Origin of the sequence: Methylocystis iwaonis (genome assembly GCF_027925385.1) — a bacterium.
Classification (GTDB): Bacteria; Pseudomonadota; Alphaproteobacteria; order Rhizobiales; family Beijerinckiaceae; genus Methylocystis; species Methylocystis iwaonis.
Map to the genome: position 1 here is coordinate 2,825,013 of NZ_AP027142.1, position 12,488 is coordinate 2,837,500.

Annotated in this window: 9 protein-coding genes, 1 tRNA gene and 2 rRNA genes (1 of these 12 only partly in view); 9 read left to right on the plus strand and 3 right to left on the minus strand. The window is 64.9% G+C overall.

The window, feature by feature from the left end; translation table 11 throughout:
- Genes cobN through QMG84_RS13655 form a run of 9 tightly spaced genes read left to right on the plus strand, consistent with a single transcriptional unit; the run spans position 1 to position 10,471 of the window.
- Positions 1 to 3,453, plus strand: coding sequence for a cobaltochelatase subunit CobN (gene cobN, locus QMG84_RS13615; protein ID WP_281928544.1), 3,453 nt, complete (start codon positions 1 to 3; stop codon positions 3,451 to 3,453).
- Positions 3,437 to 4,696 (plus strand): precorrin-3B synthase, encoded by a 1,260-nt coding sequence (cobG, locus tag QMG84_RS13620; protein WP_281928546.1) that lies wholly within the window; start codon positions 3,437 to 3,439, stop codon positions 4,694 to 4,696. Before cobN ends, cobG begins: the two co-directional genes overlap by 17 nt.
- Positions 4,681 to 5,313: a precorrin-8X methylmutase gene (locus QMG84_RS13625; protein ID WP_281928548.1), complete on the plus strand. Its 633-nt coding sequence runs from the start codon at positions 4,681 to 4,683 to the stop codon at positions 5,311 to 5,313. The genes cobG and QMG84_RS13625 overlap by 16 nt, the downstream gene beginning before the upstream one ends.
- Positions 5,310 to 6,074 (plus strand): precorrin-2 C(20)-methyltransferase, encoded by a 765-nt coding sequence (locus QMG84_RS13630; RefSeq protein WP_281928550.1) that lies wholly within the window; start codon positions 5,310 to 5,312, stop codon positions 6,072 to 6,074. Before QMG84_RS13625 ends, QMG84_RS13630 begins: the two co-directional genes overlap by 4 nt.
- A complete protein-coding gene (cobJ, locus tag QMG84_RS13635; RefSeq protein WP_281928551.1) occupies positions 6,071 to 6,823 on the plus strand; it encodes a precorrin-3B C(17)-methyltransferase in 753 nt (250 codons plus the stop codon). The genes QMG84_RS13630 and cobJ overlap by 4 nt, the downstream gene beginning before the upstream one ends.
- Positions 6,824 to 8,026, plus strand: a complete 1,203-nt coding sequence (gene cbiE, locus QMG84_RS13640) for a precorrin-6y C5,15-methyltransferase (decarboxylating) subunit CbiE (RefSeq protein ID WP_281928552.1) — start codon at positions 6,824 to 6,826, stop codon at positions 8,024 to 8,026.
- Positions 8,023 to 8,412: a cobalamin biosynthesis protein gene (locus QMG84_RS13645; protein ID WP_281928553.1), complete on the plus strand. Its 390-nt coding sequence runs from the start codon at positions 8,023 to 8,025 to the stop codon at positions 8,410 to 8,412. Before cbiE ends, QMG84_RS13645 begins: the two co-directional genes overlap by 4 nt.
- Entirely contained in the window at positions 8,409 to 9,173 is a 765-nt protein-coding gene (gene cobM / locus QMG84_RS13650; protein ID WP_281928555.1) for a precorrin-4 C(11)-methyltransferase, read from the plus strand. Before QMG84_RS13645 ends, cobM begins: the two co-directional genes overlap by 4 nt.
- A complete protein-coding gene (locus QMG84_RS13655; protein WP_281928557.1) occupies positions 9,170 to 10,471 on the plus strand; it encodes a cobyrinic acid a,c-diamide synthase CobB in 1,302 nt (433 codons plus the stop codon). The genes cobM and QMG84_RS13655 overlap by 4 nt, the downstream gene beginning before the upstream one ends.
- A gap of 243 nt (positions 10,472 to 10,714) precedes the next feature.
- On the opposite strand, the gene QMG84_RS13660 is transcribed toward QMG84_RS13655, so the two are convergent.
- The 3 genes from QMG84_RS13660 to QMG84_RS13670 all read right to left on the minus strand — a co-directional run.
- A tRNA-Met gene (locus QMG84_RS13660) sits at positions 10,715 to 10,791 on the minus strand.
- An 81-nt stretch (positions 10,792 to 10,872) separates the two neighbouring features.
- Positions 10,873 to 10,988: ribosomal RNA gene (gene rrf, locus QMG84_RS13665) — 5S ribosomal RNA — on the minus strand.
- A gap of 125 nt (positions 10,989 to 11,113) precedes the next feature.
- Positions 11,114 to 12,488: ribosomal RNA gene (locus QMG84_RS13670) — 23S ribosomal RNA — on the minus strand (it continues 1,565 nt past the right edge of the window).

The window sequence follows — 12,488 nt, forward strand, 5'->3', positions numbered from 1 at the left end:
ATGCACCTCCTGCCGCGCGATCTCCATAGTCTCGACGACGCCGGCGCGGCGACGGATCTCGGCCAGACTCCGGCCGACATTGTCTTCCTGTCTTTTTCCGACTCCGAGCTGCGCCTGCTGGCGCGATTGCATGTGCGCGACGAGCGGCTTGCAAGCCTGCGCTGCGCACCGCTCGCGCAACTGAAACACCCCTACTCCGTCGATCTCTATCTCGACACAGTCGCGCGTCACGCCAAGCTCATCGTCGTGCGGCTTCTGGGCGGCAAGGATTATTGGGCTTATGGCGTCGAGCAACTCGAAGCGCTGGCCCGCACGCACAATATTGCACTCGCCATCGTGCCGGGCGACACGGTCGAGGACATCCGTCTCGCTCAGGCGTCGATCCTAGATGCCCAAGCCCTCAATCGCATCTGGCGTTTTTTCCAGGATGGCGGCCCCGATAATTTTCGCTCATTTCTGGCCTACGCATCGACGCTCGCCGGGCGCCCCACCGATTGGCGCGAGAGCGTTCCGGTCGCCAATGCCGGCCGTTTCACGCAGGCCTGTCGCGCAGCCGAGGGCGAGGCGCCGCGCGCGACGATTGTCTTCTATCGCTCGCTTTATCTTGCCGACGATGTTGCGCCGATCATCGCGCTCGCGGATGCGCTCAATGACCGTGGTTTCAGGGTTGACGCCCTCTACGTCGCAAGCCTCAAGGAGCCCGAGAGCGAAGCTTTTATAACGCAGGCGCTCGACGCATTCGCGCCCGACGTCATTCTCAACGCCACCGCCTTCTCCGCACGCCGCGACTCGGGCGGCGTGCTCGACCGCGCCGACGCGCCCGTCTTGCAAGTCGCGCTCGCCACCTGCACGCGCGACGCATGGGAAGCCTCCGCACGCGGCGCCAACGCCGCCGACCTCGCGATGAATGTCGTGCTGCCGGAAGTTGACGGCCGCATCTTCACCCGCGCCATCTCCTTCAAGGAAACCGCGCCGCGCGGCGCCGCCGAATTGGACGAGCCCCGCCATGCGCCGGAGCAGTCGCGCATCGCTTTCGTTGCGGAGCTAGCCGCGAATTGGGCGCGCCTGCGCCGCAAATCGAACGCCGAGAAAAGCCTTGCGCTGATTCTCTCCGATTACCCCGCGCGTCGCGGACGCAGCGGATATGCGATCGGCCTGGACGCCGAAGCGAGCGTCGTGGAGATCACCGCAGCGCTGGGCCACGCCGGCTACGCGATAAACGATCCTCCGTCATTGCGAGCCGAAGGCGAAGCAATCCAGAGCAACGCCACGAACGCCGCGGAAATCCCCTCTCCCGCCTGCGGGAGAGGGTGGCCCCTGCGTAAGCAGGGGTCGGGTGAGGGCCCTCATCCGTCACCGCTTCGCGGCGACACCTTCTCCCGCGAGCGGGAGAAGGAGGGATCACGATCAATCATTCGCGCACTCGAAGAATGTGCGCAGACGGTCGCCGTCAAGCTCACCGACTACACGCGCCTACTCGAATCGCTTCCTGCAAATTTCGTCGCAAGCCTCAACGACGCATGGGGCGCCCCGCAGGACGACCCCGCGATCGTCGGCGACGCCTTCCGCTTCTCCTGCCTCATCAACGGCAATCTCGTCATCGCCCTGCAGCCAGATCGCGGCGCGCGCGCCGAGCGCTACGAGACTTACCACGACATGCAACGGCCGCCGCGCCACGCCTATGTCGCCTTCTATCTCTGGCTGCGTCACATCCGCAAAATCGACGCGCTCATACATCTCGGCGCCCATGGCACGCTCGAATGGCTGCCGGGCAAGTCCGTGATGCTTTCGCAGGATTGCGCGCCCGAAGCCGTGCTGGGCCCTACCCCGCTCATCTATCCTTTCATCGTCAATGATCCCGGCGAAGCCGCGCAAGCCAAGCGCCGCACGAGCGCCGTGACGATCGGGCATCTGACGCCACCGCTCGTCGAGGCCGAACTCTTCGACGCCGCGGCGACGATCGAGACGCTGCTCGACGAATATGCGGCCGCGGCGTCGCTCGATCCACGCCGCGCGCGCCTCATCGCCGGCGCCATTCTCGATGATACCGAACGCAGCGGGCTCGCGCAGGAATGCGGCGTGACGCGCGAGACCGACATCGCCGAAACGCTGACGCGACTCGACGCCTGGATGTGCGACCTCAAGGAAATGCGCATCGGCGACGGGCTTCACGTCTTCGGCCGCGCCGACGAAGACACAACGCGCAACGCTTGCGGGCTAAGCGAACGCAAGGCGCTCCTCGCCGCGCTTTCGGGCCGCTTCGTCGAGCCCGGCCCGGCCGGCGCGCCGTCACGCGGCCGCGCCGACGTCATCCCCACCGGCCGCAATCTTTTCTGCATCGATCCGCGCCATGCGCCGACGCAAACGGCTTACGACATCGGCCGCCGCGCCGCGCATGAAGTGATGACGCGCCATGCGCAAACGCATGGCGAATTTCCCCGCCGCATCATGCTCGATCTCTGGGGCAGCGCGACGATCCGCACCGGCGGCGAGGATTTCGCGCAGGCGCTCGCGCTTCTCGGCGTCCGGCCGACATGGGATCACCAAAGCGCACGCGTCATCGGCTTCGAGATCTTGCCGCAGGCAAAGCTCGATTTTCCGCGCGTCGACGTCACGCTGCATGTCTCGGGCCTGTTTCGCGATATGTTTCCCGGCCTCATCGCGCTCTTCAATGACGCCGTGCGCGCGGTGGCGGCGCTCGATGAAGACGCGGATTTCAATCCACTCAAGGAAGCGCAAGACCTCACGCGCATCTTCGGCGCGGCGCATGGAAACTACGGGCTCGGCGTCAGCGAGACGATCTTGCGCGGAGAGTGGTCGTCGCCGGACGATCTTGCCCGCGCTTATCTTCAAGCCGGCAGCCATGCGCTCGACCGCGCCGGCGAAAGTGCGCCCGCTTATGACGCGTTCAGCGCGCAGGTCGCCGGCGCCGACGCCCATGTTCATGTGCAGGACATGGCGGAAGTTGACGTGCTGACCGGCCCCGCCTTCGCCGATTTCGAAGGCGGCTTTGCCGCCGCAAATAAAATGCTCGGAGGCGACGCCGCTCTCGTGCATCTCGACGCCACGCGGCCGGAGCGCCTGACCGCGCGGTCGTTGCAGGACGAGATCGCTCGCGTGCTGCGCATGCGCCTCGCCAATCCGCGCTGGCTCGAAGGCCAGATGCGCCACGGCCATCGCGGCGGCGCCGAGATCGCGGAAGGCATCGACAATCTTTACGCCTTCGCGGCGACGAGTGGCCTCGTCAGCGACGCGCAATTCGACCTCGCCTTTTCAGCGACGCTCGGCGACGACAAGGTGCGCGACTTTCTCGCGCGCGAGAATCCGCGCGCCCTGGAGGCGATCGCACACGTCTTTAACGAGGCGCTGACGCGCGAACTCTGGCGCACGGGTCGGAACAGCGTGCGCAGCATCTTGATAAGTGTCGGAGGGACCCATGCAGCCGACGCCTGAGATCAAGGGCTGGTGCCCAGGGGCCTATGCCCCCATGGCGAGCAATGATGGTCTGCTCATCCGCGCGAAGATCGTCGGCTCTCGATTAACCGCTGCGCAGCTTGCAGCGGTCGCCGCGATTTCCACCGATTGCGGCAATGGCCTTGTGGATCTCTCGCAGCGCGCGCAGTTGCAAATCAGAGGCGTCAGCGCGGCGACCTTGCCCGACGCCTTGCGAAGACTCGACGCCGCGCATCTACTCCCGCGTGACGCCGCGGCAGAGCGCGTCACCAACGTCATCACCGCGCCGCTCTCTGACGACGCCAATGCGATGGCGCGCGAACTCGCCGACGCCATTCAGGCAGATCAGGCTCTGCGCGCCTTGCCCGCCAAATTTCTTTTCGCGATTGACGGCGGAACGCTGCCGCTGTCGAACGTCGAAGCGGATATTCGGCTCTCCGCGGCGCAACCGAACAACGTTGCGATAAGCGTAGCGGGAGCCGACGATCTCGCGACTATCGTAGATCGAACCGAAGCCGTCGCCACTGCGCTCAAGCTCGCACGCGCCTTTGTGACGCTTCGCAACGGCGCCTTTGAGCTTCGCCGTGTGGGGCGGCTCGTCAAAGCGCTTGGGGCCGCCCGCCTGTTTAGCGAAGCCGGGCTCGTCGCAGCGCATTCGCGGCGTCCTGATTCTGCGCCGCGCCCCTTCCTAGGCGCACGAGAAGCGGGCGGCCTCTATTTCGCCGGCGTCGCCGCGCCATCGGGCCGTTGGCGCGCAAGCGAGCTTAAAGAACTTGCGGCGCTCGCCGCGTCGCAAGCGGGCGGGGAATTACGCCTCACGCCCTGGCGCGCCATTCTCATCCCCGCGCCGTCGGCCGACAGCGCGCAAAGCATCATCGCCGGCGCCCGCGCGCTTGACCTCATCGTCTCCCACGAAGACCCGCGCCTTGCCGTCGTGGCGTGTCCTGGCGCGCCGGAATGCCCGCAGGCGCGCGGCGACACGCGCGGCGCTCTTGCGCGGCTCGCGCCGCTGGCGCAAAAGCTTGCAGGCAAGGATGGCGTCGGCCTTCACATCTCCGGCTGCGCCAAAGGCTGCGCGCGGCCGGGCAGCGCGCCGGTGACGCTTATCGCCGATGACGGCCGCTTCAACCTCGTCGACGCGGGCGGCGCGAGCGACGCGCCACAGTCGAAGGGGCTCGACATCGACGCCGTCGAAAGCACGCTTACCGCGCGCGCAAGGGAACATCTATGTCAGACGCATTGAGTTACATCCGCGACGGCGCGGCGATCTACAAGCGCTCCTTTGCGATCATTCGCGCGGAGGCGAATCTCGCGCGCTTCACGCCGGAGCAGGAAAAGATCGCCGTGCGCATGATTCACGCCTGCGGCATGGTGGAGCTCGCCGACGACATCGACTTCTCGCCAAGCTTTGTGTCGGACGCCAAAGCCGCGCTGCGCAAGGGCGCGCCCATTCTCTGCGACGCCAATATGGTCGCGCATGGCGTCACGCGCGCGCGCCTGCCGGCGAATAATCCCGTGGTGTGCACGCTCGCGGACCCCAATGTGGCGGCGCTTGCCGCGGAACTCGGCACAACCCGCAGCGCCGCCGCGATGGAGCTTTGGCGCGATAGGCTCGACGGCGCCGTCATCGCGATCGGCAATGCGCCGACGTCGCTCTTCCGTCTGCTCGAAATGCTGGGCGAAGGCGTTGCGCGCCCCGCGGCGATCATCGGCATGCCAGTTGGTTTCGTCGGCGCGGCGGAATCGAAAGAGGCGCTCGCCGCCGATGGGCGCATTCCTTTCGCCATCGTGAAAGGCCGCAAGGGCGGCAGCGCCATGGCCGCCGCCGCGATCAATGCGCTGGCGAGCGACGCCGAATGAGCGTGCTTCCCATAACCTCGCAACAAGGCGCCGCGAAACTCGGCGCGCTGATCGGCATTGGGCTTGGCCCCGGCGATCCCGAGCTTGTCACAGTGAAAGCCGCGCGCCTCATCGGTGAAGCGAAAACGATCGCCTATTTCGCCAAGCGCGGCCGCGTAAGTCACGCGCGCACGATTGCGGAGCGCTATGTCTCGGAAGGCTGCGAGGAGCTGCCGCTCCTCTATCCGGTGACGACGGAGATTGCCTTCGACGCGCCCGAATATGTTTCTTCGCTTGCGGGTTTCTACGAAGAAAGCGCGGAGCGTCTCGCCGCTGTGCTCGAACAGGGCCGCGACGTCGCCCTGCTCTGCGAAGGCGATCCGCTGCTTTACGGCTCCTTCATGCATATGTTCACGCGGCTTCAGCAGCGTTTTCGCGTCGAGGTCTGCGCAGGCGTTTCCGGCATGTCCGGCTGTTTCGCCGCAGCCCGCCAACCCATGACATGGGGCGACGACATCCTCACCGTCATGCCCGCGACACTCGATGAAGACGCGCTTGCCGAGCGTCTTGCTGCGGCGGACGCCGCCGTCGTCATGAAGCTCGGCGGCAACTTCCCGAAATTGCGCCGCGCCATGACTCGCGCAGGCGTCATCTCGCGCGCCATTTACGTCGAGCGCGGAACCATGGCGGGCGAGAAGATCATGCCCTTTGCTGAAAAGCGCGACGACGATGCGCCTTATTTCGCCATGGCGCTGGTGCCGGGCCAGGGCCGACGCCCATGAGCGGATGTCTCTATATCGTCGGCCTCGGGCCGGCCGATGAGAAATGGCTGACGCTGGAGGCGCAAGAGGCGCTCGCCCAGGCGCAGGACATTATCGGCTATGACCCCTATGTCGCCCGCGTGCCGATGCGGCCCGGACAGACGCGATTGGCCAGCGACAACCGCGTCGAGATCGACCGCGCCCGCGAGGCGCTCGCGCGAACCGCGCAAGGACGCGTCGTCGCGGTCGTCTCGGGTGGCGATCCGGGCGTTTTCGCCATGGCGGCGGCGGTGTTCGAGGCTGTCGATCATGGCCCGAAGGAATGGCGCGCTCTCGACATTCGCGTGCTGCCGGGCGTCTCGGCGATGCAGGCGGCCGCCGCGCGTCTCGGCGCGCCGCTCGGCCATGATTTCTGCGCCATCTCGCTTTCGGACAATCTCAAACCATGGAGCGTGATCGAGAAGCGGCTGGAACATGCGGCGCGCGGCGATTTCGTCATCGCGCTTTACAACCCCGCCTCGCGCGCGCGGCCCACGCGCATCGCCGACGCCTTTGCGCTACTGCGCCGCTTGCTTCCCGGCGAAACATTGGTCAGCTTCGCGAAGGCGGTCGGCCGCGAAAAGGAAGAGATTATTCTCACGCGCCTCGATGAAGCGGATACGTCGCTGATCGACATGTCGACCCTTGTCGTCATCGGGGCGAGCGGCACAAAGCGCATCGCGCGTGAAGGCGCGCGCGACTGGGTCTATACGTCGCGAAAGGCCGAGTGAATGGAGAAATGGCTCTCCATCGTCGGCATTGGTGAAGATGGCGTCGACGCGCTGGCGCCGGCCGCACGCACGCTGATCAACCAAGCGACGCTCATTGTCGGCGGCGCACGCCACCTCTCACTCGTCAGCGAAAGCAAGGCCGAGCGCCTGCAATGGCCCTCGCCGCTCACGGACGCAATTCCGCTTATATTGGCGCGGCGCGGCGCACCGGTCGTCGTGGTCGCCTCTGGCGATCCTTTCTTCTACGGCGTCGGCGATCTCATTTCGCGCCACGTCGCGCGCGACGAAATCTTCTGCATCCCCTCGCCTTCCGCCTTTTCTCTCGCCGCCGCGCGGCTCAATTGGAGCCAGCAGGACTGCGCGCTCGTCTCGCTGCATGGCCGCGCCTTCGAGCGCATCACGCCTTTTCTTCAGCCACGCGCGCGCATCATCGCGCTGTCATGGGATGAAACGACGCCGACGCGTCTCGCCGATCATCTAACAAAGCTCGGCATGGGCGCTTCGCGACTCTTCGTGCTCGAACGTCTGGGCGGCTCGAAGGAACGCATTCGTGAGGGGCGCGCAGATAGTTTCAATCTGCAAGCCATCGCGGCGCTCAACACTGTCGCAATCGATGTCGTCGCCGCGCCCGCCGCGCGCACCATTCCGCGCACGCCGGGCCTCCCCGACGATTGGTTCGAAAACGACGGCCAACTTACAAAACGTGAGATCCGAGCTGTGACGCTCTCTGCGCTGGCGCCACGCAAGGGCGAGACGCTGTGGGATATCGGCGCCGGCTCGGGCTCGATTTCAATTGAGTGGATGCTGAGCGATCCATCGAACCGCGCCGTTGCGCTGGAGCGCGACGAAACGCGCGCGGCGCGCATCGCGCGCAACGCAATCGCCTTGGGCGTTCCCGATCTGGCGATCGTGAAAGGCGCCGCCCCGCAGGCGCTGGAAGACCTTCGCACGCCCGACGCCATTTTCATCGGCGGCGGCGCCAATGAGGCGACTCTGGAGGCCGCATGGCGCGCGCTTCCTTCGCAAGGCAGGATCGTCGTCAACGGCGTGACGCTCGAAACGCAGGCGCTGCTCACGCAAGCGTTCAAAGCCAAAGGCGGCGACCTTATACACCTGCAGATTTCTCGCGCCCGTCCGGTCGGCCGCTTTCATGCGCTCGATCCCGCAATGGCGGTGCTGCAATGGCGCGCGGTGAAACCATGAGATACGCCGCCGGCATTGGCGCACGACGCGGCGTCGCCGCCGAAGCCATCATCGATCTCGTGCGCGCGGTCGCCGCGCAACATGGCGCGTCGCTGTCCGACATCACGCTCTGCACGCTGGAAAGCAAAGCGGATGAGCCAGGCCTGCATGAGGCGGCGAACGCGCTCGGCGCCCCGCTCGTCTTTCTACCGCTCGATGCTTTGAAAGCGCGCAAGGGCGCCGCGCCCACCCATTCGCCGCGCGTGCAAGCGATGTTCGGCGTGGGCAGCGTCGCCGAAGCCGCCGCGCTCGTCGGAGCAGGCCCCGGAAGCCGCCTGTTGGGGCCGCGCGTCGCCACGCCTTACGTCGCCTGCGCGCTCGCCATCAGCGCCGAGGAAAAAGAATGACCGTCCATTTCATTGGCGCCGGACCCGGCGCCGCCGATCTCCTCACGCTGCGCGGCCGCGATCTCATCGCGCGCTGTCCTGTCTGCCTTTATGCCGGCTCGCTCGTGCCGGCGGGCGTGCTCGCCCATTGTCCGGAAGGCGCGCGCATCGTCGACACCGCGCCCCTCTCGCTCGACGACATCATTGCGGAAATGAAGGCCGCGCATGACGCCGGGCATGACGTGGCGCGGCTGCACTCCGGCGATCTCTCCATCTGGAGCGCCGTCGGCGAACAGACGCGCCGTCTGCGCGCGCTCGGCATTCCCTATACGATGACGCCAGGCGTGCCCGCCTTCGCGGCCGCGGCAAGCGCGCTCGGGCGCGAGCTGACGCTCCCGGAAATGACACAGTCCGTCGTGCTCACCCGCACTTCGGGGCGCGCCTCGGCCATGCCGGAGCGCGAGAAGCTCGCAACCTTCGCACAATCGGGCGCGACGCTCGCAATCCATCTTTCCATTCACGTTCTCGGCCGCGTCGTCGAAGAGCTCACGCCGTTTTACGGCGCCGACTGCCCCGTCGCGCTGGTCTATCGCGCCTCCTGGCCGGAAGAGACGATCATCCGAGGCGCGCTCGCGGACATAGAAGCCCGCGCCGCCGAGGCGCCGATGGAGCGCACCGCGCTGATCCTCGTGGGGCCCGCCCTCGCCGCCGAGGACTTCCGAGAAAGCGCGCTTTACGACGCCGGCTATGATCGTCGCTTCCGGCCGCGAGGCGGCGTATGAGCGCTCCGGGCATATTGATCGCGGCGGCGCGATCGGGCTCGGGCAAGACAACACTCGCGCTCGGCCTGATGCGGGCGCTCACGCGGCGCGGCATGCGCGTCACCGCGGTGAAGTGCGGACCGGACTATATCGACCCGGCCTTTCACGCCGCCGCAACGGGGTGCGAGGGGATCAATCTCGATTCATGGGCCATGGAGCCCGGCTTGATCGCGGCCCTTGCCGCAAGGGCGGGCGCGGAAGCCGACATCATCATCGCCGAAGGCGCCATGGGGCTTTTCGACGGCGCGCCCGAGGGGGCTGGCGGCACAGGCGCCAGCGCGGATATTGCCGCGCTGCTCGGCTGGCCGGTGCTGCTGGCGCATGACGCTTCCGGCCAGGCGCAGACCGCGGGCGCCGTCATCCGAGGTCTCGCCTCCCATGATCCGCGTGTGAAAATCGCCGGCGTCGTGGCTAATCGCCTCGGCAGCGACAGGCATCGCCGTCTGGTGGCGGAGAGCGTGGCGGCGCTTGGGCTTCCGCTTTTTGGCGCCCTGCTTCGCAACGACGCCGTCAAGCTGCCGGAGCGGCACCTAGGCCTTGTGCAAGCCGGAGAAACGGAAGGGCTGGACGCGCGGCTAAACGCCCTGGCGGATTTCGTCGAAGCCCATGTCGATGTGGCTGCGATCGTCAACGCCGCGGCAAGCGCGCCGAGGGCCCTCGACGCATCCGCTACGCCCAAGCCGCCGGCGCGGCGCATCGCCGTCGCGCGCGATGCGGCCTTTTCCTTTTTCTATCCCCATCACGCGCAGAGCTGGCGCGCCCAGGGCGCAGAGCTTGTCTTTTTCTCCCCCCTCGCAGACGAGCCGCCGCCACAAGACGCCGACCTCTGTTGGCTTCCCGGCGGGTATCCGGAGCTCCACGCCGGCGCGCTCGCGCAGGCGGAAAATTTTCTCTCTGGCCTGCGCCGTTTCGCTCAAACCAAGCCCGTCCATGGCGAGTGCGGCGGCTATATGGTTCTGGGACAGCTTCTCACCGACGCCGACGGGCGCGCGCATCGGATGGCGGGATTGCTCGAGCTGGAGACGAGCTTCGCCAGTCGTAAGCTTCATCTTGGCTACAGAATCGCGGCTCTTTCGGCGGATCACTGCCTCGGTCCGAAAGGACGCATTTTACGGGGGCATGAATTCCACTACGCTACGGTCACGCGCGAAGAAGGCGAGGCTTTCGCGCTGGTGCGGGACGCCTATTCCCCCACGCAATCGCCTTCCGGCCGACGCGCGGGCTTGGTCTCCGGGACCTTTTTTCACGTCATCGGCTGAGTTTACGCCCCCCGAAGACAAAAAAAGGGGCCGCCGGAAAGCCAGCGGCCCAAGTCAAGGGAGGAAACGCCCAAGGAGGGCTACGAGAGCGAGAACCATCTCGCTGTCGTCTCACCGTTGTATTGCTGCATTGCACAAGTGTCAAGCCGATTTTTGCTGCAGCGCTCCCAAGAGCCTGCGCATTTTGTCGCGGCGCGGCGAAAAAGCTTTTTAACACAGGGCTCTGCTGGGGAAACGTCAGCTTGGATGCGGGGGCAGGATTTGAACCTGCGACCTTCAGGTTATGAGCCTGACGAGCTACCGGGCTGCTCCACCCCGCGACAAGCGAGAAGCGCCGCTTTTTTGGAGCGGCGCTTTTGTGTTTGGGATCGGAAGAGGAGTTGATTTGATGTGTTTGGCAGGCCTGGCGACGACCTACTCTCCCAGGTCTTGAGACATAGTACCATTGGCGCGGAAGCGTTTGACGGCCGAGTTCGGGATGGGATCGGGTCTGATCGCTTCGCCGAAGGCCACCAGGCCGGCGAAACACATCGAAGCAAAGGGTCTCTATCGTCATCACGTTTTTTGCACATGTCCTGATCCGAAAACCGCTACGCACTTTTCGGGGACATGTGAGTTTGTGATGGGCGTTGATAAATGAGAGCGATCAAGCCAATCGAGCGATTAGTACCGGTAAGCTACGCAGGTCGCCCTGCTTCCACACCCGGCCTATCAACGTGGTCGTCTTCCACGGCCCTCGAGGGAGCACTGGTTTTGAGGTGGGTTTCCCGCTTAGATGCCTTCAGCGGTTATCCCGTCCATACATAGCTACCCTGCACTGCGGCTGGCGCCACAACAGGTCCACCAGAGGTATGTTCATCCCGGTCCTCTCGTACTAGGGACAAATCCTCTCAATACTCCTACACCCACGGCAGATAGGGACCGAACTGTCTCACGACGTTCTGAACCCAGCTCACGTACCACTTTAATCGGCGAACAGCCGAACCCTTGGGACCTTCTCCAGCCCCAGGATGTGATGAGCCGACATCGAGGTGCCAAACAACCCCGTCGATATGGACTCTTGGGGGTTATCAGCCTGTTATCCCCGGCGTACCTTTTATCCGTTGAGCGATGGCCCACCCACTCGGGACCACCGGATCACTATGACCGACTTTCGTCTCTGCTCGACTTGTCTGTCTCGCAGTCAGGCAGGCTTATGCCATTGCACTCGACGACCGATTTCCGACCGGTCTGAGCCCACCATCGCGCGCCTCCGTTACTCTTTGGGAGGCGACCGCCCCAGTCAAACTGCCTACCATGCATTGTCCCGGACCCGGATGACGGATCGCGGTTAGACATCCATGACGATAAGGGTGGTATTTCAAGGGTGGCTCCACACGAGCTGGCGCCCATGCTTCATAGCCTACCACCTATCCTACACATGCCGACACGAATGCCAATGCAAAGTTACAGTAAAGGTGCACGGGGTCTTTCCGTCTGACCGCAGGAACCCCGCATCTTCACGGGGAATTCAATTTCACTGAGCTGACGTTGGAGACAGCGGGGAAGTCATTACGCCATTCGTGCAGGTCGGAACTTACCCGACAAGGAATTTCGCTACCTTAGGACCGTTATATTTACGGCCGCCGTTTACCGGGGCTTCAATTCAAGGCGTGAACCTCTCCTCTTAACCTTCCGGCACCGGGCAGGCGTCAGACCCTATACGTCATCTTGCGATTTCGCAGAGCCCTGTGTTTTTGTTAAACAGTTGCCACCCCCTGGTCTGTGCCCCTCCGATCTGGTTGCCCAAACCGAAGGCCTCCTTATCCCGAAGTTACGGAGGTAAATTGCCGAGTTCCTTCAACGTCATTCTCTCAAGCGCCTTGGTATACTCTACCAGTCCACCTGTGTCGGTTTCGGGTACGGTCTGATGCAGGGGCTATTTCCTGGCGCGAGTTCACTGCCCGGACAATCCAGTAAGTCCGAACAATTTACCCCACGCGTCACCACCTGCTGGCCCACGAATATTAACGTGGTT

Coding starts and splice junctions, on each gene's coding strand:
- cobN (WP_281928544.1), top strand. CDS start 1: ATGCACCTCCTGCCGCGCGATCTCCATAGTCTCGACGACGCCGGCGCG.
- cobG (WP_281928546.1), top strand. CDS start 3,437: ATGCAGCCGACGCCTGAGATCAAGGGCTGGTGCCCAGGGGCCTATGCC.
- QMG84_RS13625 (WP_281928548.1), top strand. CDS start 4,681: ATGTCAGACGCATTGAGTTACATCCGCGACGGCGCGGCGATCTACAAG.
- QMG84_RS13630 (WP_281928550.1), top strand. CDS start 5,310: ATGAGCGTGCTTCCCATAACCTCGCAACAAGGCGCCGCGAAACTCGGC.
- cobJ (WP_281928551.1), top strand. CDS start 6,071: ATGAGCGGATGTCTCTATATCGTCGGCCTCGGGCCGGCCGATGAGAAA.
- cbiE (WP_281928552.1), top strand. CDS start 6,824: ATGGAGAAATGGCTCTCCATCGTCGGCATTGGTGAAGATGGCGTCGAC.
- QMG84_RS13645 (WP_281928553.1), top strand. CDS start 8,023: ATGAGATACGCCGCCGGCATTGGCGCACGACGCGGCGTCGCCGCCGAA.
- cobM (WP_281928555.1), top strand. CDS start 8,409: ATGACCGTCCATTTCATTGGCGCCGGACCCGGCGCCGCCGATCTCCTC.
- QMG84_RS13655 (WP_281928557.1), top strand. CDS start 9,170: ATGAGCGCTCCGGGCATATTGATCGCGGCGGCGCGATCGGGCTCGGGC.